Raw genomic sequence first — 19,843 nt, forward strand, 5'->3', positions numbered from 1 at the left:
CGCCTCAAGGCCTAGTCGGAGTGCCAGGGGCAGCAGGCGCTGGTGCCGCCGCGCCGGGTGCCGGCAACGGCGCCGATCTCGGCTTGGTCTTTGCTGCGTTCTGCCGCTCCAGGTCGGCGCGATGCTCTTCGGCCTTCTTCAACTTGGCCTCGTAGTCGGCTCGCTCGGCCGGAGCCTGAGCCCTCCGATTTGCCGCCTTGGCCTGCTCCTCGGCATGGGCGCGCTGCTTGTTCTCGAACTGCCGCTTCTGCTCCGCTTCGCCAGCGGCCGTCTGGGCGCGGCTCTCGGAATGCTCTGCGGCACGTTGCTCGCGTCCCTTTTGCGACTCCAGCGATTGCTCGCGCTTCGCGTCCGCGTCCTTCGCTTGCTGAGGCGACTTTTGCTGCTCGAGCTTGTCGAGTTCGGCCGCGCCGCGGCGCTTGCGCTCGAAGTCGTTGATCGCCATTTCCTGCCGCTTGATGTCTTCAGTATCGGCACGGCGACGGCGGCGACTGTCCTGAAGGCAACCTTCGACCGCGAACTTCTTGTAGCAAGCGGCCTGTTCCGCCGCGAATCGGGTCTCCACGGCCTTTCGCTCGTCACTGAGGCGTGCGCGTTCGGCGTCGAGGTCGGCGTTGGCGGTTGTGGCGGATGTCTGCGCCCAGAGCGGCAAGACAGCCAATCCGAGCAACATGGCGGCGACAGTGTTCTTCATGTCAGGCGTGTGTCCACGACGCGGCGATCGAGCGCCAGGAATTCCGCCGATTGCATCTCGTTGAGCCGGGAAACCGTGCGCGGAAATTCATGGGCCAGCGGGCCTTCGGTATACAACGCCTCGGGGGGGACTTCGGCGGACATGATCAGCTTCACGCGTCGATCGTAAAACACGTCGACCAACCAGGTGAAACGGCGTGCTTCCGAGGCCATGCGCACCGGCATGTAGGGCACGTCGGACAGCAGCACCGTGTGGAACTGGCTGGCAATCTCGAGGTAGTCGTTCTGCGATCTCGGTCCGCCGCACAGCGTCTTGAAATCGAACCAGACGACTCCGCCGGCTTTGCGAAGCGCATGGATTTCTCGCGACTCGATGTGCAGCACCGGATTCTCGTCGGCACTTTCGGCCAAGCGCTCGAAAGCCTTGCGCATCTCCTTGTCGGCGGCGGCGCCGTTGGGCGTGAGATACAGGCGGACCTGCTCCAGCGTGCGGCGCCGGTAGTCCGTGCCGTTGTCGACGCTGATGACTTCGAGCCGCTCGTTCAGCAAGGCAATGGCCGGCAGGATGCGATCTCGGTGCAGACCGCCGGGATACAGGTCGTCGGGCTTGAAGTTCGACGTCGTGACGAAGCCCACGCCGTTTTCGAACAGCGCCACCAGGAGCCGGTGCAGGATCATGGCGTCGGTGATGTCCGCGACGTGAAACTCGTCGAAGCAGATCAACCGATATCGCTTGGAGATGCGCAGTCCGAGTTCATCCAGCGGATTGACGGTGCCCTGCAGTTCGGCCAACTCGCGATGCACCTCGCGCATGAACTCGTGAAAGTGCAGGCGTGTCTTTCGGCGCAGCGGCACGGCGTTGAAGAAGCAATCCATCAGGAAGCTCTTGCCGCGTCCGACGCCGCCATACATGTAGACCCCGCGCGGGATTTCTGGCCGATTGATCAGCTTCTTGAACGCGTTCGAGCGCTGGGCCTTGAAGTCCGCCCATTCGCTCGCGCAGCGATCGAGCGCATCGATGGCGCGGAGCTGCGCGGGGTCGCTCGCGAAACCCCGGGAGGCCAACTCCGCGTCATAGGCCTGCCTGACGACTCCCACTGGTCAGAAGTTCAGCGTGCGCTTGTCGACGGCCAGAGCCGCTTCCTTGGTCGCCTCCGACAGCGACGGGTGCGCATGGCAGATGCGGGCGATGTCTTCGGCGCTGGCCTTGAATTCCATGGCAACCACGGCTTCGGAGATCAATTCGCTCACCATCGGGCCCACCATGTGGACGCCGAGGATCTCGTCCGTCGCCGCGTCCGCCAGGAATTTGACCATTCCGGTCGTATCGCCCAGCGCACGGGCGCGCCCGTTCGCCAGGAAGGGGAAGGTGCCGGCCTTGTAGGCACGGCCGCTCGCCTTGAGCTGTTGTTCGGTCTCGCCGACCCAGGCGATTTCGGGCGAGGTGTAGATCACCCACGGGATCGTGTTGAAGTTGACGTGCCCATGCTGGCCGGCGATGCGCTCGGCCACGGCAACGCCCTCTTCCTCGGCCTTGTGCGCGAGCATCGGGCCGCGCACCACGTCGCCGATGGCCCAGACATTGGGAAGACTGGTCTTGCAGTCGTCGTCCACCACGATCGCGCCGCGCTCGTCGAGATTCAGGCCCACGGCTTCGGCGTTCAGGCCGTTGGTGTTCGGCACGCGCCCGATCGAGACGATCAGCTTGTCCACTTCGAGCGTCTGCGCTTCGCCCTTGGCGTCGGTGTAGGCAATGCTGACGCCGTTCTTGCCTGGCTTGACTTCGCCGACATTGACGCCGAGCTGGATCTTCAAGCCCTGCTTGTCGAAAGCCTTCTTGGCTTCCTTGGCTATCTGCTCGTCGACGGCGCCGAGGAAGGTCGGCAATGCTTCAAGCACAGTGACTTCGGCACCGAGGCGGCGCCACACCGACCCCATTTCAAGGCCGATCACGCCGGAGCCGATCAGCGCGAGCTTCTTGGGCACGCCGCCGATACGCAATGCGCCGTCGTTCGAAAGGACCAGTTCCTCGTCGAAAGGCGCGCCCGGCAACGGACGGGCATTCGAGCCGGTCGCCACGATGATGTGCTTGCCGACGATGCTCTCTTCGGCAGCGCCCGCGACCTTGATCTCGTAGCCGCCGTCCGCAGCCTTGGAGAACGAGCCGCGGCCGTGGAAGAACGCGACCTTGTTCTTCTTGAACAGATACACGATGCCGTCGTTGTTCTGCTTCACGACCGTGTCCTTGCGCGACAGCATCTTCGCCAGGTCGAGACCGAGGCCTTCGACCTTGATGCCGTGGTCGGCAAAGCTGTGCCCGGCATGCTCGTAGTGCTCGGACGATTGCAGCAGCGCCTTCGAGGGAATGCAGCCGATATTGGTGCAGGTGCCGCCCAATGCCGGACCGCCCTTGGCGTTTTTCCATTCGTCGATGCAGGCCACGTTGAAGCCAAGCTGCGCCGCTCGGATGGCGGCAATGTAGCCGCCGGGGCCGCCACCGATGACGATGACGTCAAATTGTTTGCTCATTGATTATTCCGTTTCATTTTTGAAGCGCGCGGCCTTCGCATCTCATCCGCGAACACCGCGGAACCGGCTTTGCCGGGCCGCCGGTGTTGCCCCCGGCAGGGGGAAGGCGAAGCGACACGAAGTGCGCGCAGCCTGGGGGCGAGCTAGATATCGAACAGGAGGCGCGCCGGGTCTTCCAGCGCTTCCTTCATGGCTACCAGGCCAAGCACCGCTTCGCGGCCGTCGATGATGCGGTGGTCGTAGCTCATCGCGAGGTAGTTCATCGGGCGAACAACGATCTGACCGTTTTCCACGACCGCGCGGTCCTTGGTGGCGTGCACGCCCAGAATCGCAGATTGCGGCGGGTTGATGATGGGGGTCGACAGCATCGAACCGAACACGCCGCCGTTGGAGATGGAGAAGGTCCCGCCGGTCATCTCTTCGATGCCCAGCTTGCCGTCGCGCGCCTTGGCGCCGTATTCGGCGATCTTCTTCTCGATGTCGGCAAAACTCATCTGATCGGCATTGCGCAAGATCGGCACCACCAGTCCGCGGGGCGAGCCCACGGCAATACCGATGTCGAAGTAGCCGTGGTAGACGATGTCGGTGCCGTCCACTGATGCGTTGATCACCGGGTACTTCTTGAGCGCGTGCACCGCGGCCTTCACGAAGAAGCTCATGAAGCCGATCTTGACGCCGTGCTCCTTTTCGAACTTTTCCTGGAAGCGCTTGCGCATTTCCATCACGGGCGCCATGTTCACTTCGTTGAAGGTGGTCAGGATGGCGTTGGTCGATTGCGACTGCAGCAGGCGTTCGGCAATGCGTGCACGCAGGCGGCTCATCGGCACGCGCTGTTCAGGGCGGTCGCCAAGATTCGACAGGCCGGCCGGCATTGCGACTTGCGGCAACGCCGTCTTCGGTGCGCCAGTGGAGACAGGCACGGGCGCCGCCACCTTGGCGGTCGCGCCGCCAGCGACTGCGCCGAGCACGTCGCCCTTGGTCACGCGCCCGTCCTTGCCGGTGCCGGTCACGTCGCCGGTGCTCAGCTTGTTGTCCGCCAGGAGCTTGGCTGCAGCGGGCATGGCGACGTCGGACTTCGAGGTGCCGGTCGCTGCCGCAGCAGCGGCCGGGGCTGCAGCCGCCGCGGGAGCCGCCGCCGGAGCGGCAGCCGGCGCAGGCGCAGCAGCACCAGCCTTGCCTTCGGTGTCGATCTTGGCGATCAACTGATCGGCCACGACGGTGGCGCCGTCTCCCACGACGATTTCGGCCAGCACGCCCGCCGAAGGTGCGGGCACTTCCAGCACGACCTTGTCGGTTTCGATCTCGATCAGGATTTCATCGACGGCGACGGCCTCACCGGCCTTCTTCTTCCACTGCAACATGGTGGCCTCGGCCACGGACTCGGACAGTTGGGGGACTTTGACTTCAACGATGGACATTTTTATGTAGTTCCAGCTTCGTGTTTCTTGTGAATGAATCGAGTTCTTCTTACTTGGTCAGCACGAAGCCCTTGAGTTTTGCGAAGGCGGCGTCGACGAGTGCCTTCTGCTGTTCCTGGTGCAGGTGCGAATAGCCCACCGCAGGCGACGCCGAGGCGGCACGGCCGGCATAGCCCAGCTTCTGGCCTTCCAGCATGTTCTCGTGGATGTAGTGCTGCACGAAGAACCAGGCGCCCTGGTTCTGCGGCTCGTCCTGGCACCACACGACGTCCACGAGGTTCGGGTACTTCTTCAGTTCGGCGGCGAAAGCCTTGTGCGGGAACGGGTAGAGCTGCTCGACGCGAATGATCGCCACGTCGTCGGTGCCCTTCTCCTCGCGCTTCTTCGCCAGGTCGTAGTAGACCTTGCCCGAGCACGCGATCACGCGCTTGACCTTGTCGGCCTTCAGGTCCTTGGTGTCCGGAATGACCGTCTGGAAACCGCCCTTGGTGAACTCGGACAGCGGCGAAGTCGCATCCTTGTTACGAAGCAGCGACTTCGGCGTCATGATGATCAGCGGCTTGCGCAGGCTGCGCACCATCTGGCGGCGCAGCACGTGGAAGATCTGGCTGGCCGTGGTGGGTTGCACGACCTGCATGTTGGTGTCGGCGGACAGCTGCATGAAGCGCTCGAGGCGGGCCGAGCTGTGTTCCGGGCCCTGGCCTTCGTACCCATGCGGCAGCATCAGCGTGATGCCGTTGACGCGGCCCCACTTGACTTCGCCCGATGCGATGAACTGGTCGAGCACGACTTGCGCACCGTTGACGAAGTCGCCGAACTGCGCTTCCCAGATCACGAGCGTGTTCGGGTCATTCGAGGCGTAGCCGTATTCGAACGCAAGCACCGCCTCTTCCGACAGGATGGAGTCGATGACGACGAACGGCGCCTGGTTCTCGGCCACGTTCTGGAGCGGCACATAGGTGCCCTCGTCGAACTTCTCGCGGTTCTGGTCATGCAGCACCGCGTGACGGTGCGTGAAGGTGCCGCGCCCGCTGTCTTCGCCGGACAGGCGGACCGGATAGCCGCTGGCGACCAGCGAGGCGAAAGCCATGTGTTCGCCCATGCCCCAGTCGACGTTGACGTCGCCGCGACCCATCGCGGCGCGGTCGTCGAGCACCTTCTTGACGAGCGGGTGCACGGTGAAGTTGTCCGGCGCCTTGGTGATGCGTTCCGCGAGGCGCTTCCACTCCGCGGTGGGGATCGCCGTATCGCCGGCGTCGGTCCACTTCTTGTTGAGGAAGGGGCTCCAGTCGACCGCGTACTTGCTCTTGAAGTTGGTGAGCACCGGGTCCGACGTGTTCTTGCCGGCGTCGAATGCGGCGCGCTGCGCCTTGACCATGTCGTCGCCGAGCGTCTCGCCCATGCCTTGGGCGGCGAGCTTGTCGGCATACAGCTTGCGCGTGCCGGGGTGCTGCGCGATCTTCTTGTACATCAGCGGCTGCGTGAGCGCCGGCGTGTCCTGCTCGTTGTGGCCGAGCTTGCGGAAGCAGATGATGTCGACGACCACGTCCTTCTGGAATTCCATGCGGAAGTCGAGCGCGAGTTGCGTGGCGAGCACCACCGCTTCGGGATCGTCACCGTTCACGTGCAGCACGGGGGCTTCGATCATCTTGACGATGTCGGTGCAATACAGCGTCGAGCGGCTGTCGCGCGGATCGCTGGTCGTGAAGCCGATCTGGTTGTTGATCACGATGTGAACCGTGCCGCCCGTGGAGTAGCCACGCGTCTCCGCCAGCGCCAGCGTTTCCATGACGACRCCCTGCCCTGCAAAGGCCGCATCGCCGTGCACGATGACGGGCAAAACCTGTTTGCCGAGCGGATCGGCGCGGCGGTCCATGCGCGCGCGCACCGAGCCTTCGACGACGGGATTGACGATTTCGAGGTGCGAAGGATTGAAGGCCAGGCTCAAATGAACCGGGCCACCCGACGTCGACACGTCGGAACTGAAGCCCTGGTGGTACTTGACGTCGCCGCTTGGCAGGTCCTCGGGGGCCGTGTGGTCGAACTCGGCGAAGAGGTCCGCGGGCAGCTTGCCCAGCGAATTGACCAGCACGTTCAAGCGGCCGCGGTGCGCCATGCCGATGACGATTTCCTGCACGCCACGCCGTCCGGCCTGGTCGATGAGTTCGTCCATCGAGACGATGAAGCTTTCGCCGCCTTCGAGCGAAAAGCGCTTCTGGCCGACGTACTTGGTGTGCAGGAAGCGTTCGAGGCCTTCGGCCGCGGTGAGGCGCTCCAGCACGCGCTTCTTCTCGTCCGGGGTGAGCTTCGGATTGGTGCGGGCGCTTTCGAGCTTCTGCTGCCACCAGCGCTTTTGCGCCTGGTCGGTCATGTACATGTACTCGGCGCCGATGGTGCCGCAGTAGGTTTCGCGCAGGGCGTTGAGCAGGTCGCGCAGGGACATTGTGTCCTTGCCGAAGAAGGTGTTGCTCGTGTTGAACACCGTCTCGAGGTCACCGTCGGAGAAACCGTAGAACGATGGTTCGAGTTCAGGGATGGCTGGGCGCTCGGTGCGCTTGAGGGGATCGAGGTCTGCCCAGCGGGCGCCGACGTTGCGGTAGGCGGCAATCAGTTGCTGGACGGCGGTGCGCTGGCGGCCGAGTTCGGAATCAGCGCCAGTGGCGACGACGACCTTCGACGTGCCCTGCTTGGCGCGTTCCGCGAAAGCATTGACGACCGGCAGATGCGGTACGTCCTTGGCATTGGTTCCGTCGGTGGCCGGGACGTTTTGCAGCGCGTCGAAGTACGAGCGCCAGTTGTCGGGCACGCTGCCGGGATTGGTGAGGTAGTTTTCGTACATCTCTTCGACATAGGGCGCGTTGCCGCCGAAGAGGTAGGTGTTGCCTTGATAGGCGCTGTAGACGGACGAAGACGTCGACGAGGAATCGCTCATATTCCGCTGACCTTCGCTTCCCTGAAGGAAGCACTAGCTGGTTTAAGAAACCTTCCGCGACACGGCTGAACCGGTTGGCGGATGCGACTGTGGCTGGGGAAGGGCCTGAGTACCGCCGCATTGTGCCACTGTTCACTGTTGCTCGCCCCCAGGCTCGCGCACTTCGTGTCGCTCAGCCCCCCCCACCGGGGGCAATACCAGCGGCCCGGCTAAGCCGGTTCCGCGGTACTTCGCGAATTGGGGCGGCGGGCGGTTAAAGGGAGTTGGTGATTTGGTGGAGGGCTGAGGGGTCGTCGATGGTGGTGAGGTCGCCGGGGTCGCGGTGTTCGCAGACGGCCTGAATGGCTCTGCGGAGGAGCTTGCCGCTGCGGGTCTTGGGCAAGGCGGTGACGAAACGGACTCTGGCGGGACGGGCGAGTGCGCCGAGGTCGTCGGAGACGCGTTTCATGATTTCTCCTTCGAGACGCAATGCGGAATCGGCATCGGCGGCCGCGTTCCTTGGGACGACGAAGGCCATGGCGACTTGGCCTTTGAGGGGGTCGGCGACGCCGACCACGGCGACTTCGGCGACGTTGGGGTGGCCGGAGATGCTTTCTTCGATTTCGCGGGTGCCCAGGCGATGGCCGGCGACGTTGATGACATCGTCGGTGCGGCCGAGGATGTAGAAATAGCCGTCCTCGTCTTTGATGCCCCAGTCGAAGGTCGAATAGACCATCTTTCCGGGAATGCTTTTCCAGTAGGTATCGATGAAGCGGGCATCGTCTTTCCAGATGGTCTGCATGAAACCTGGGGGCGTGGGGCCCTCGATGACGACGACGCCCTTTTCGCCTGCGCCGACAAGCTCTTCCCCGGTGGTTTCGTGGACGATCTTGACCTTGAACCCGTACATGGGGATGCCGGGGCTGCCCGGCTTGCTGGGTGTGGGCTCGACGCCATTCGCCACGGTGAGGATCGGCCAACCGGACTCGGTTTGCCAATAGTTGTCGATGATCGGCACGCCGAGGCCCTCGCCGATCCAGCGGCCGGTGGGTTCGTCCAGTGGCTCGCCGGCCAGGAAAAGCGCCCGGAGGCTCGACAAATCGTATTTTTTGAGCAATGCGGGGTCTTGCTTCTTGAGCACGCGAACCGCGGTCGGCGCGCTGAACATCACCGTGACTTTGTATTTCTCGACCAGCCGCCACCAGATTCCGCCATCAGGTTGCCGGTCGATGCCTTGCGTTGGCAGGCCTTCGTACATGATGGTTGCCATGCCGGCGATCAGCGGGCCATAGACGATGTAGCTGTGGCCGACGACCCAGCCGATATCGCTGGTCGAGAAATACGTCTCGCCGGCGCGGCCGTCGAAGATGTGCTTCATGCTCGCGGCAAGCGCCACCGCATAGCCCCCGGTGTCGCGCTGCACGCCCTTGGGCTTGCCGGTGGTGCCGCTGGTATAGATGGTGTAGCTGATGTCGGTGGCGTCCAGCCAGGTGCATGGCACAGCCGTGTCACGGAGTTTTTCGAGGAGCGGCGCCGCAAGATGGTCGCGCCCTTCGGTGAGTGCCATCGGCGCGAGGCCGCGGTCGACCAGCAACACGGCGGACGGCTTGTGCGCCGACAGGCGGATCGCCTCATCCAGCAGCGGCTTGTAGGCCAGCACTTTGTTGCCGCGCGATCCTCCGTCGGCGCTGACGATGACCTTTGGCGCGGCGTCATCGATGCGCGATGCCAGCGACCCGCTCGCAAAGCCGCCGAAGACGACGCAATGGATGGCCCCGATGCGTGCGCACGCCAGCATCGCGAAGGCGGCCTCCGGAATCATCGGCATGTAGATCAGCACGCGATCGCCTTTGCCGACACCGAGTTCGATCAGGCTTGCGGCCATCCTCTGCACTTCAGAGTGCAGTTCGCGGAAGGTGTAGCTTTTTTCGACGCCGGTTTCGGTCGACACGAAGATCAACGCCCGTTGATCGCCGCGCTCAGGAAGATGCCGGTCGACCGCGTTGTGGCAAAGGTTCGTCGTGCCGCCTGCGAACCATCGCGCGAAAGGCGGGTAACTCGCATCGAGGATCTGTTTCGGCGGCGTCTTCCAGTCGATCAACTCGGCCTGCTCGGCCCAGAACGCTTCGGGCGCATCGATGGAACGGCGATAGAACTCCGCATAGCGGCTCATGGGCTTGTCTCCTGTCGGCTCTGCAGGCCGTGCTGCAAGTATGAGCCGTTGCCTTTCGGCAAGCTGACTCACACGGCGCCCCCGTCGCACGCCACGCGCAAAGACGCTGCATGCGTGGCGGCGACAGGCGCAGTCACATCGAGCATGGATGTGGCGGCGTTGCGCCTTTGCGCATCCTGAATCAGTTCATTCAGGCAGGCCGCCTCCCGCAGGTGCTCATAGCAGGCGCGATATCCGGCACTGCTGGGATGGACGCCATCGGGCGAGAAATAGATCGAAGGCTCGCTCGAGAACGGTTCCTTTCGCCGCTCACCGAAGACGCTGATGAAGCGCACGCCGTGCCGCGCGGCCATTCGCTCGAAGAGCATGCACACCCGATAGGTCCGCGAACTCGCCCACCATGACCACGGCGCCATGAAGACCGGTGCAAGTCCCAGGTTGGCGCTGCACAGCCAGAGCACCTTCGTGCCGCGCCGGGTCAGTTCGGGCAGCAGGATATCGGCATCCAGGGCAAGGCGCGCCGTGGGCGTCAGGCGCAGCACGTCGTTGCCGCCCACCATCAAGAGGATCAGGTCGTAGGCAGGCTCCGCAGCGCCGGCCGGCAGCGCGTCGAGTTGATTGCGAACGTCCTCCAATCGCGCGCCGCTGACGGCCAGGTTCGTGATCTCGACCTGCGGATGGTCCGCGCTGAGCATTCCCGGGATCGATTCGTCCGGCAGATTGGCGCCGAGCCCCACACCGGTGCTGTCGCCCAGCACCAGGACTCGCGCCGACGGCTGCTCGGGCTTGCACTGGTAGGGGTGATCGACCGCCCACGTGGTGCGGGCCGTGCGAAGTGAGTGCCGCACCCGCAGCCACTGCGCCGCGGTGACCGAAGCGAGCGCAATCGCAGCCATCGCGGCGGACGCACCGATCACGGTCGGCATTCTGTTGACCGGCAAGTGCATCGGGATCTCCTTCTTCTTCTCTTCAACTGTGTTCTTTATCGAGAAGGTGCCAGTTGAATGGCTGCCGGAAACCATGTCATTTTGTTGCAGGACAGCGCGGACGCTCTGCCAGAGGCGCTGGGCGGCATCCGAGGCGTCGGCTCGGGGCTGTCTTGGATGCTCCAAAACCCTGATTGATTTAATTAAAGATTTAAATACGATCAACTCCGTCATAAAGACATCGCCCATGTCCTCCGCGCCCACCATCGCAGACATCGCACGCACCGCTGGTGTGGGGACGGCCACTGTCGATCGCGTGCTCAACCGGCGCCCGGGCGTCAATGCCGAAACCGTTCAGCGCGTGATGCAGGTGGTCGAAGAACTCGGCGCGCCGCAGCAACCGGGACGGCCGCGACGGGCCGCGAATTCGCGCTTCGCCTATGTGCTGCCGGCCGATGCCTCACCGTTCCTGGACTTGGTCGAGAGGCAGATTGCCCAGGCGGCAGGCGATTTCCGGCATGCCCATATCACTGAGGTCACGCATCGCATCGACGCTACCGATCCCGCGCGCTTTGCCGACGAGTTGGCGCAAGTCGGCAATTGCGAGGGGGTTGCCGTGCTGGCGCCGGACTTGCCGCCGATCAAACGCGCGATCAACGAACTGGTGCGCGCCGGCGTCCATGTCGTGACCCTCTTCTCGGACGTCGCCGGCTCGATGCGCGAAACCTGCATCGGAGCCGACAACCGCGCCGCCGGCCGCACCGCGGGCTTGCTGCTCGGACGGATGTCGAACGACAGCCGCCGCGACACGCTGCTGCTGTCCTCGCAGGCAACGCGCCTTTCGGCGGAAATCGAACGGCGCATCGGATTCGCGCATGTCCTCGAAGAGCGCTTTCCCAGGCTGCGCCTGATGCGCACGCCCGATCTGCCGGCCGACGACGATGGCGCTTGCGACGCACTGCTGCAAGCACTGAAGGACGACATCGATCCGGCACGGGTGGCGGGCATCTACAACGTCGGCTCCGGCACCGCCGGGGTTGCGCGGGCCATGGCGCAAAGCGGCCTCGCGCCGCAGGTTGGCGTGGTCGCCCATGACTTCACGGACGCGCACGCCTCTTTGCTGAGCGCGGACGCCCTTTCCTACGTCCTGCACCAGGACATCCATTACTGCGTGTTGACGGCGGCGCGCGTTCTGCGCGCGCTGTGCGAGAACGTTCGCGGTGCACTCAACGTGGTGCAGCCGCGCATCGAGATCCTGACGGCCGAGAACCTTCATTGAGCGGACGCCCGGTATGTGCCCCTGAACCCAAATCTTTGGAGACAGCTCATGAAATCGATGTCGAAGATGCTCCCGGGGGTGATCGCCCTCGCCGCTGCCACCGTGCTCAGCCTGACCCCCGTGGACGTCCGTGCCCAGGACAAGACCATCACCCTTTGCTGGGCCGCGTGGGACCCGGCCAATGCGCTGGTCGAACTCTCGAAGGACTTCACTACCAAGACCGGCATCAAGATGAAGTTCGAGTTCGTGCCGTGGACGAGCTTTGCCGACCGCATGCTCAACGAGCTCAACTCCAAGGGCAAGCTGTGCGATCTCATCATCGGCGACAGCCAGTGGATTGGCGGCGCGGCCGAGCAGGGCCAGTACGTCAAGCTCAACGAGTTCTTCGACAAGGAAGGCATCAAGATGACCGACTTCGCGCCCGCCACCGTGGTGGGCTATGCGGAGTGGCCGAAGAACACGCCCAACTACTGGGCCCTGCCCGCCATGGCAGATGCGGTGGGCTGGACCTATCGCAAGGACTGGTTCGCCAAGCCCGAGTTGCAGGCCGAGTTCAAGAAGAAGTACAACCGCGACCTCGCGCCGCCGAAAACCTGGGGCGAGTTCAAGGAAGTGGCGGAGTTCTTCCAGGGCCGGATGATCGACGGCAAGAAGGTCTATGGCGCCTACCTGTTCACCGAGCGCGGTTCGGAGGGCATCACGATGGGCGTGACCAACGTTCTCTACCCGATGGGCTTCAAGTACGAAGACCCGAAGAAGCCGTATGCCATGGACGGCTTCGTCAACTCGCCCGACGCGGTGCGCGGCCTGGAGTTCTACAAGGCGCTCTACAAGGGAAGCACGCCGCCCGGGCTGACCAATGCCTACATGACCGAAGGGCTCGACGCCTTCAAATCGGGCCAGGTTGCGATGATGATGAACTGGTTCGCCTTCTTCCCGGGCCTCTACAAGGACCCGAACGTCGGCGGCGAAAAGATCGGCTTCTTCGTCAATCCGTCCGACAAGACCAAGGGCGTGCAGCTCGGCGGCCAGGGGATCTCGGTGGTTTCATACTCGCCCAATCGCAATGAGGCACTGCAATACATCAAGTGGTTCGCGAACCCTGACGTGCAGAAGAAGTGGCAGGCCATCGGCGGCTCTTCGGCTGCCAAGGCCGTGCTGAACGACCCGGCATACCCGAAGAGCTCGCCGTTCGCGCAGCCGTTCCTCGACTCGATGAACATGGTCGTCGACTTCTGGGCCGAGCCTTCGTATGCGCAACTGCTGCTGTCGATGCAAAAGCGCGTGCACGACTATGTGGTCGCCGACAAGGGTACTGCCAAGGAGGCGCTCGATGCACTGGTGGTCGATTGGAAGAAGGTCTTCAAGGACGACGGCAAGGCCAAGTAGTACGGGAAGCACACGCGGAACCGGCATGCAAAACCCGCCCTTCATCGTCGTGCGCGCCGCGCAAGCCACACCGCCCAGCGTGGCGGTGCGGATGCGCGGGCTCTCCGACCGCGCCATCGCATGGCTGTTCGTCGGCCCGACGATGCTGCTGCTGCTGGCGATCAACATCTTTCCGCTGATCTGGACGATCAAGCTGTCGTTCACCAACTACCGGGCCAACCGGCCCAACGCAGCCGTGGTCGACGTCGGCATCGACAACTATGTGTCGGTGCTGACCGATCCCGACATCTGGCTGGCGATGCAGGCAACGGCGCACTTTCTCTTCTGGACCATCTTCCTGCAGGTGCTCATTGGCTTCTCACTGGCTTACCTGATCGATCGCAAGTTTCGCGGCCATGGCTTCTGGACCACGATGATCCTGATCCCGATGATGCTGTCGCCCGCAGTGGTTGGCAACTTCTGGGCCTTCCTTTACCAACCGCAGACCGGCTTGTTCAACTACGCCGTCTCGTACCTGTCGGGCGTGCCGGCGTCGTCTTTCGAGATGATCGGCTCCGTCAAGCTTGCGCCCTGGGCCATCGTCATCGTCGACACCTGGATGTGGACGCCCTACGTGATGCTGATCTGCCTTGCGGGTCTGCGCTCCATTCCGGACTACATCTACGAGGCCGCAGAGGTCGACCGCGCCTCCAAGTGGCGTCAGTTCTGGTCGATCACGCTGCCGATGGTGCTGCCCTTCATCATGTTGGCGGTGCTCTTCCGCGGCATCGAGAACTTCAAGATGTTCGACATGGTCAACCTGCTGACCTCGGGCGGGCCCGGCTCGGCGACCGAGCTTGCCTCGATCACGCTCAAGCGCGAGGCTTTCGAGAAATGGCGCACCGGGTATTCGTCGGCCTTCGCCATCATCCTTTTCGTTGCGGTGTTCGGCCTTGCCAACATCTACGTCAAGGCCCTCAACCACGTGAAGAACCGCTGAAGGACGCACATGAGCACCAGCACCAGCATGGGCATCAGCACAGCGCACTCGGTCGTTGAGCCGAGTTCGCGCACACGGCGGGTCGCGGGCGCCGTCGTCGTCCTGTACGCGCTCGTCACGATGATCCCGCTGGTGTGGATCATCCTGACCGGCTTCAAGACGCCGACGGATTCGATCAGCTATCCGCCGAAGATCCTGTTCACGCCTTCGCCGCAGGGCTATTGCAACCTCTTCACGACGCGCTCGCGCCAGACGCCCGAATACATCGCCGCGCTGCCACCGCCGAGCGATGTGTGCGACAAAGTCGCGCGGGGCGACAACATGGTGGTCGCCGGCAGGTCCAACTACATCCCGAGATTCGTCAACTCGCTGATCATCGCCTTCGGCTCGACAGTGCTGTCGGTCGGCATCGGCGTGATGGCGGCCTATGCGTTCTCGCGCTTCAACGTGCCGCTGAAGGACGATCTCCTGTTCTTCATCCTGTCGACGCGGATGATGCCGCCCATCGCGGTGGCGATCCCCATCTTCCTGATGTACCGCGAACTCGGGCTGTCGGACACGCGGCTGGGGATGATCCTGCTCTACAGCGCCGTGAACGTGTCGCTCGCGGTCTGGCTGCTGAAAGGCTTCATCGACGAGATCCCGCGCGAATACGAAGAAGCGGCAATGGTCGACGGCTACACGCGCCTGCAGGCCTTTCGGAAGGTGGTGTTGCCGCAAGCCACCACCGGCATTGTTGCGACGTCGATCTTCTGCTTGATCTTCGCGTGGAACGAATACGCCTTCGCGGTGCTGCTGACTTCGGGCACCGCACAGACGGCGCCGCCTTTCATCCCAATCATCATTGGCGAAGGTGGGCAGGACTGGCCGGCCGTTGCCGCCGGCACCACGCTGTTCCTGGTGCCGATCCTGGTCTTCACGATCCTTCTGCGCAAGCACCTGTTGCGCGGCATCACCTTCGGCGCGGTGCGCAAGTAGGAGTGCACGAATGCCAGACATGCCGACCGCCTCTTCGCTCTCCCCCGCCTCACCCGATCGGCGCCGCTGGCCGCGCTGGCTGCGCCGCGGACCGATGGAAATCGTCGCCTGCCTCGTGATCACCGCCGGGCTCGTGATGATGTTGCAACCGCTGGCAATGGCGCTGTTCACGTGGTCGTTCACCACGACGCTGTTCGGCACCGCGCTGTTCATGGTCGTCTCCAAGTTTCCCGAGTGAGCCATGGCAGAGATACGCGTTCATCAGCTGCATAAAGCCTTCGCCGACTTCACGGCGGTGAAGAACTCCAGCTTCACCGTGCGGGACGGCGATTTCTTCTGCCTCCTCGGCCCATCGGGCTGCGGCAAAACCACCACGCTGCGGATGATCGCGGGCCTCGAGCTGCCGACCTCGGGCCGAATCTTCCTCGGCGACGAAGACGTCAGCTTCAAGCGGGCATCGGCACGCGACATTGCTTTCGTGTTCCAGATGTTCGCCCTCTATCCGCACATGAACGTGCGTCGCAACATCGGTTTTCCGCTGGTGTCGCAAGGCATGGCGCGCGCGGAGGTCCGCCGCGAGGTCGAGAAGGCGGCACGCACGCTGCGCATCACGCATCTTCTGGACAAGCCGGTGTCGCAGTTGTCGAGCGGCGATCGGCAACGCGTGGCACTCGGCCGTGCGATCGTGCGCCAGCCAAAGGCCTTTCTCATGGACGAACCGCTCGGCGCGCTCGATGCCGAATTCCGCGAAGTGATGTGCCAGGAGCTGCGCGCACTGCACGACAGGCTGCACGCCACCACCGTGTATGTCACGCATGACCAGATGGAAGCGATGGCGATGGCCGACGTGATCGCCGTCATGAACGAAGGCGTGATCGAGCAGCTCGGTGCGCCTCTGGAGGTGTATGAGCGGCCCGCGAGTGTCTTCGTCGCGGACTTCATCGGCGCGCCTTCGATGAACTTCCTGCCCTTCGAGGCGGGGCTCGCGAGCGGCGAACAGGCGATCCGCATCGGACCCACGCAGATCGAAGTGCCCACACTGCGTGAAGACGTCGCACCGCGCCCGCTGCTCTGCGGCATACGGCCGGAGCATCTGCGTCTCGAAGATGCTTCGACCTTGCGCGCGGAGGTGCTCGGGACCGAATACCTCGGCACCCGCACCGTCGTCACGCTCGCCACCGCACAAGGCGCCACGGTGCGCGCCAAAGTGGATGTCACGCTGCCGGTCGCGCGCGGCGATCATGTCGGGCTCGCCTTCGACGCATCGGTGATATCGCTCTTCGACGCCGCATCGGGCCGAGCCTTGCGCACCGCCCGCGACGAGACGCCGCAGCGCGGCCGGCAGGGAGCACGCCATGGCTGAGCTTCGCCTCGCCAACGTCGAAAAGCGCTTCGGCGCCGTGCGGGCCATCGAAGGGCTGACGCTCGACATGCCAAGCGGCGAGTTCTTCGTGCTGCTCGGCCCCAGCGGCGCGGGCAAGACCACCACGCTGCGGCTGGTGTCCGGCCTCGAAACGCCGGATGCGGGCCGCATCTCGATCGGCGGGCGCGACGCCACGGCTATCGCGCCAGCGCTGCGCGACGTGGCGTTTGTCTTCCAGCAGTATTCGCTTTATCCGCACCTGAACGTCTATGACAACCTTGCCTTTCCGCTCCGCTCTCCGTTGCGTCCCCTTCCGGAGAACGAAGTGCGCCGCAAGGTGGAGGAAGTGGCTCGAATGCTGCGGATCCACGACAAACTGAAGAACCCGGCGACCCGCCTCTCGGGCGGCCAGATGCAGCGCGTGGCAATCGGGCGCGCCCTGGTACGCAATCCGTCGATCTACCTCATGGACGAGCCGCTGTCGTCACTCGATGCCAAGCTGCGCAACGACCTCCGGCTGGAGCTCAAGCGAATCCAGCAGGACCTGGGCGCCACGATGCTCTATGTGACGCACGACCAGATCGAAGCAATGACCATGGCCACGCGCATCGGCGTTCTCGATGCCGGCGTGCTGGTGCAGGTCGGTACGCCGCAGCAGATCTACGAAAACCCGAGCAGCGTCCACGTGGCCTCCAGACTGGGTTCGCCACGCATCAATCTCTTTGCGCGGGCACTGCTGCCGGAGCTGGACGCACCCCCGCGCGCCGTCACCGTCGGCGCGCGCGCCGAGCACCTGAGATTGCATGGGCAAGCTGCGGGCGCGGCCAGCAGGCCGCACCGTGCCGCGCGCGTCAGGCGCATCGAACGACTGAGCGACCTGCACCTGGTGCACGTCGGGCTCGACGACAGTGACCAGGAACTCATCGTCTCTGCAGCCGCGAACGAGAGCTTTGAGCCCGACGACGCGGTGCAGGTCGAGCTGACGCGCCCGCTGTGGTTCGACGCCGAGGGCCGGCGCATCAGCGCATGAAGCAAGCAACCAATACCTGGAGCACACATGGCCGACATCGACATGATCCGCAACGCGACGCAGACGCTGATCGACCACGTCGATGAACTGACCGCCCTGGACCAGGCGATCGGCGACGGCGACCACGGGCTCAACATGCGGCGGGGCGCGCTCGCCATTCAGGGCAAGCTCGGCGAGCTTGCGGGTCAGTCGCTCAACGAGGCATTGCGCACCATGGGCATGACCTGCATGTCGACCATCGGCGGCTCGTCCGGGCCGGTGTTCGGCACGCTGATGATCACGCTCGCCAAGGAATTGCCTGACCCGCCGACGGCCAGCGCCATGGCCGCCGCACTCGATGCCGGCATCAAGGCCCTGACCCGCCTTGGCAAGGCCGAAGTGGGCCAGAAGACATTGCTCGATGTGCTCGATCCCGTGCAGAAGCTGCTCGCGCAAGGCGGCGACGACCTGCTCGACCGGGTTCGCGACTGCGCCTTCGCGAGCGCCGATTCGACCGCCGCGATGGATGCGATCAAGGGCCGGGCATCCTTTCTCGGAGATCGTGCGCTGGGCCATGTAGACCCGGGCTCGCGTTCGGTGGCATTGATCATCGCCGCGATCTGTGACAGCCTGGATTCGCCGGCGCAAACCTCTTCCATTCCGCCTGACCTTTCGCCTGAAAGCGCAACATGAAGAAGCTCATCAACGACGTCGATTCCCTGCTGACCGAATCCCTGGACGGCTTTGCAGCCGCGCATGCGGACATCGTGGCGCTCGGCGAGACCGGGCCTTTCGTGCGCCGTCGCACGCCGAAGCCCGGGAAGGTTGCGCTGATCTCGGGCGGTGGATCGGGCCACGAGCCGCTGCACACGGGCTTCGTCGGCCACGGCATGCTCGATGCAGCCTGTCCCGGGCAGGTGTTCACCTCGCCAACCCCCGACCAGATGCTGGCGGCCGCGCAGGCGGTGGACACAGGCGCGGGCGTGCTGTTCATCGTCAAGAACTATTCGGGCGACATGATGAATTTCCAGATGGCCGCGGAGATGGTCGATTGCGACAACGCAACCGTCATCGTCAACGACGACGTTGCGGTCGAAAACTCCACCTACACCACCGGGCGGCGCGGCGTCGCAGGCACATTGATCGTCGAGAAGATCCTCGGCGCCGCGGCCGAGCGGGGCGACAGCCTCGCGGCCCTGAAGGCGCTTGGCGATTCCGTCAACAAGGCCACCGCCTCGATGGGTGTGGCGCTCACGTCCTGCACGGTGCCTGCGGCCGGCAAGCCGACCTTTCAGATCGGGGCGGACGAAATGGAGATGGGCGTCGGCATCCACGGCGAACCCGGCCGGCGAAGGGTCAGGCTCTCGTCGGCGGACGACATTGCGGCCGAACTCAGCGGCGCAATCCTCAAGGACCTTTCACTCAAGCCTGGGCAGCAAGTGCTGCTGCTGGTCAATGGCTTCGGGGGCACACCGCTGATGGAGCTGTATTTGATGGTGAATGCGGTGCGCAAGGTGCTCGACGGCCAGCAGCTCAAGGTCGCGCGCTACCTCACCGGGTCGTATGTGACGTCGCTCGAGATGGCCGGGTGCTCGGTCACCGTGAGCGCCATGGACGAGGCGACGCTGGCGCTCTGGGATGCGCCAGTGCACACGGCAGCGCTCCGCTGGGGCATGTGAGGCGGCTCTGGCGTGCCGACGCGAACGGTCGCTCGCGTCGGCAACTTGCCTGGCTGCTTACCAGCTCACCCCGTAGTAGTCGTTGACGCTGCGACTGTAGTCAGGCGTGTATTCCGGCGCCTGCGTCTCGGCGTAGCGCGGTGCGCCTTCAAGCTTGGCCTTGTCTAGCGGCACGACATAACCGTCCATCGACGTGTCGTACGTCAGCATGTTCCAAGGCAATGGATAGCGGTCCGTGCCCATGCCGAGAAAGCCACCGAACTCGAGAACGGCATAGCGGACCTGGCCTGAGCGCTTGTCGATCATGATGTCGTCGATGGACCCGAGCTTCTCGCCCGCCTTGTTGTAGACGTTTGTGCCCTCGACGCGCTCGGAAGAGATGACGTCGCTGGTCGATTCAGGGGTCATGAAAGTCTCCTTGGTTGGATGAAAGGGTGAGTTCGGGTATCTCGCGCAGGCGTGCCGAACGACATCGGGGTACATGCCGCACAACTGTAGGCATCCACTGGCCCGATCT

Annotated in this window: 17 protein-coding genes; 9 read left to right on the plus strand and 8 right to left on the minus strand. The window is 64.0% G+C overall.

Annotation, left to right across the window (positions count from 1 at the left end):
• Window positions 1-4: 4 nt before the first annotated feature.
• The 7 genes from AC1DSF_RS05050 to AC1DSF_RS05080 form a co-directional block, all read right to left on the minus strand.
• A complete protein-coding gene (locus AC1DSF_RS05050) occupies window positions 5-694 on the minus strand; it encodes a hypothetical protein (protein WP_478123766.1) in 690 nt (229 codons plus the stop codon).
• Entirely contained in the window at window positions 691-1,791 is a 1,101-nt protein-coding gene (gene zapE, locus AC1DSF_RS05055) for a cell division protein ZapE (protein WP_478123767.1), read from the minus strand. The genes AC1DSF_RS05050 and zapE overlap by 4 nt, the downstream gene beginning before the upstream one ends.
• A gap of 3 nt (window positions 1,792-1,794) precedes the next feature.
• A complete protein-coding gene (gene lpdA, locus AC1DSF_RS05060) occupies window positions 1,795-3,222 on the minus strand; it encodes a dihydrolipoyl dehydrogenase (protein ID WP_478123768.1) in 1,428 nt (475 codons plus the stop codon).
• 143 nt (window positions 3,223-3,365) lie between these two features.
• Window positions 3,366-4,640: a 2-oxoglutarate dehydrogenase complex dihydrolipoyllysine-residue succinyltransferase gene (odhB, locus tag AC1DSF_RS05065; protein ID WP_478123769.1), complete on the minus strand. Its 1,275-nt coding sequence runs from the start codon at window positions 4,638-4,640 to the stop codon at window positions 3,366-3,368.
• 49 nt (window positions 4,641-4,689) lie between these two features.
• The gene (locus AC1DSF_RS05070; RefSeq protein WP_478123770.1) at window positions 4,690-7,572 is read right to left on the minus strand and encodes a 2-oxoglutarate dehydrogenase E1 component; all 2,883 of its coding nucleotides are present in this window, start codon (window positions 7,570-7,572) and stop codon (window positions 4,690-4,692) included.
• Window positions 7,573-7,825: 253 nt separating this feature from the next.
• Window positions 7,826-9,724: a propionate--CoA ligase gene (locus tag AC1DSF_RS05075; protein ID WP_478123771.1), complete on the minus strand. Its 1,899-nt coding sequence runs from the start codon at window positions 9,722-9,724 to the stop codon at window positions 7,826-7,828.
• A gap of 68 nt (window positions 9,725-9,792) precedes the next feature.
• Window positions 9,793-10,671, minus strand: a complete 879-nt coding sequence (locus tag AC1DSF_RS05080) for a GDSL-type esterase/lipase family protein (protein ID WP_478123772.1) — start codon at window positions 10,669-10,671, stop codon at window positions 9,793-9,795.
• A 226-nt stretch (window positions 10,672-10,897) separates the two neighbouring features.
• Between AC1DSF_RS05080 and AC1DSF_RS05085 the strand changes: the two genes are divergently transcribed.
• Genes AC1DSF_RS05085 through dhaK form a run of 9 tightly spaced genes read left to right on the plus strand, consistent with a single transcriptional unit; the run spans window position 10,898 to window position 19,326 of the window.
• Complete coding sequence (locus tag AC1DSF_RS05085) at window positions 10,898-11,929, plus strand: LacI family DNA-binding transcriptional regulator (RefSeq protein WP_478123773.1); 1,032 nt, start codon at window positions 10,898-10,900, stop codon at window positions 11,927-11,929.
• Between the two features lie 57 nt (window positions 11,930-11,986).
• Window positions 11,987-13,318 carry an ABC transporter substrate-binding protein gene (locus AC1DSF_RS05090; RefSeq protein WP_478123990.1) on the plus strand — a complete coding sequence of 444 codons (1,332 nt, stop codon included), beginning with the start codon at window positions 11,987-11,989 and terminating at the stop codon, window positions 13,316-13,318.
• 25 nt (window positions 13,319-13,343) lie between these two features.
• The gene (locus tag AC1DSF_RS05095) at window positions 13,344-14,297 is read left to right on the plus strand and encodes a carbohydrate ABC transporter permease (protein WP_478123774.1); all 954 of its coding nucleotides are present in this window, start codon (window positions 13,344-13,346) and stop codon (window positions 14,295-14,297) included.
• Between the two features lie 9 nt (window positions 14,298-14,306).
• Window positions 14,307-15,275, plus strand: a complete 969-nt coding sequence (locus AC1DSF_RS05100) for a carbohydrate ABC transporter permease (protein WP_478123775.1) — start codon at window positions 14,307-14,309, stop codon at window positions 15,273-15,275.
• A gap of 10 nt (window positions 15,276-15,285) precedes the next feature.
• The gene (locus AC1DSF_RS05105; RefSeq protein ID WP_478123776.1) at window positions 15,286-15,513 is read left to right on the plus strand and encodes a hypothetical protein; all 228 of its coding nucleotides are present in this window, start codon (window positions 15,286-15,288) and stop codon (window positions 15,511-15,513) included.
• 3 nt (window positions 15,514-15,516) lie between these two features.
• Window positions 15,517-16,638, plus strand: a complete 1,122-nt coding sequence (locus AC1DSF_RS05110) for an ABC transporter ATP-binding protein (RefSeq protein WP_478123777.1) — start codon at window positions 15,517-15,519, stop codon at window positions 16,636-16,638.
• A complete protein-coding gene (locus tag AC1DSF_RS05115; RefSeq protein WP_478123778.1) occupies window positions 16,631-17,668 on the plus strand; it encodes an ABC transporter ATP-binding protein in 1,038 nt (345 codons plus the stop codon). The genes AC1DSF_RS05110 and AC1DSF_RS05115 overlap by 8 nt, the downstream gene beginning before the upstream one ends.
• Before the next feature lie 27 nt (window positions 17,669-17,695).
• Window positions 17,696-18,340 (plus strand): dihydroxyacetone kinase subunit DhaL, encoded by a 645-nt coding sequence (dhaL, locus tag AC1DSF_RS05120; protein WP_478182425.1) that lies wholly within the window; start codon window positions 17,696-17,698, stop codon window positions 18,338-18,340.
• Window positions 18,337-19,326, plus strand: a complete 990-nt coding sequence (dhaK, locus tag AC1DSF_RS05125; protein ID WP_478123780.1) for a dihydroxyacetone kinase subunit DhaK — start codon at window positions 18,337-18,339, stop codon at window positions 19,324-19,326. Before dhaL ends, dhaK begins: the two co-directional genes overlap by 4 nt.
• Window positions 19,327-19,383: 57 nt before the next feature.
• On the opposite strand, the gene AC1DSF_RS05130 is transcribed toward dhaK, so the two are convergent.
• The gene (locus AC1DSF_RS05130) at window positions 19,384-19,734 is read right to left on the minus strand and encodes a PRC-barrel domain-containing protein (protein WP_478123781.1); all 351 of its coding nucleotides are present in this window, start codon (window positions 19,732-19,734) and stop codon (window positions 19,384-19,386) included.
• Between the last annotated feature and the right edge of the window lie 109 nt (window positions 19,735-19,843).

It is taken from the genome of Variovorax sp. 01N429 (assembly GCF_056399425.1).

Coding starts and splice junctions, on each gene's coding strand:
- AC1DSF_RS05095 (WP_478123774.1), top strand. CDS start 13,344: ATGCAAAACCCGCCCTTCATCGTCGTGCGCGCCGCGCAAGCCACACCG.
- AC1DSF_RS05050 (WP_478123766.1), bottom strand. CDS start 694: ATGAAGAACACTGTCGCCGCCATGTTGCTCGGATTGGCTGTCTTGCCG.
- AC1DSF_RS05130 (WP_478123781.1), bottom strand. CDS start 19,734: ATGACCCCTGAATCGACCAGCGACGTCATCTCTTCCGAGCGCGTCGAG.
- dhaK (WP_478123780.1), top strand. CDS start 18,337: ATGAAGAAGCTCATCAACGACGTCGATTCCCTGCTGACCGAATCCCTG.
- odhB (WP_478123769.1), bottom strand. CDS start 4,640: ATGTCCATCGTTGAAGTCAAAGTCCCCCAACTGTCCGAGTCCGTGGCC.
- AC1DSF_RS05090 (WP_478123990.1), top strand. CDS start 11,987: ATGTCGAAGATGCTCCCGGGGGTGATCGCCCTCGCCGCTGCCACCGTG.
- lpdA (WP_478123768.1), bottom strand. CDS start 3,222: ATGAGCAAACAATTTGACGTCATCGTCATCGGTGGCGGCCCCGGCGGC.
- dhaL (WP_478182425.1), top strand. CDS start 17,696: ATGGCCGACATCGACATGATCCGCAACGCGACGCAGACGCTGATCGAC.
- AC1DSF_RS05075 (WP_478123771.1), bottom strand. CDS start 9,724: ATGAGCCGCTATGCGGAGTTCTATCGCCGTTCCATCGATGCGCCCGAA.
- AC1DSF_RS05110 (WP_478123777.1), top strand. CDS start 15,517: ATGGCAGAGATACGCGTTCATCAGCTGCATAAAGCCTTCGCCGACTTC.
- AC1DSF_RS05100 (WP_478123775.1), top strand. CDS start 14,307: ATGAGCACCAGCACCAGCATGGGCATCAGCACAGCGCACTCGGTCGTT.
- AC1DSF_RS05080 (WP_478123772.1), bottom strand. CDS start 10,671: ATGCACTTGCCGGTCAACAGAATGCCGACCGTGATCGGTGCGTCCGCC.
- AC1DSF_RS05105 (WP_478123776.1), top strand. CDS start 15,286: ATGCCAGACATGCCGACCGCCTCTTCGCTCTCCCCCGCCTCACCCGAT.
- AC1DSF_RS05115 (WP_478123778.1), top strand. CDS start 16,631: ATGGCTGAGCTTCGCCTCGCCAACGTCGAAAAGCGCTTCGGCGCCGTG.
- AC1DSF_RS05085 (WP_478123773.1), top strand. CDS start 10,898: ATGTCCTCCGCGCCCACCATCGCAGACATCGCACGCACCGCTGGTGTG.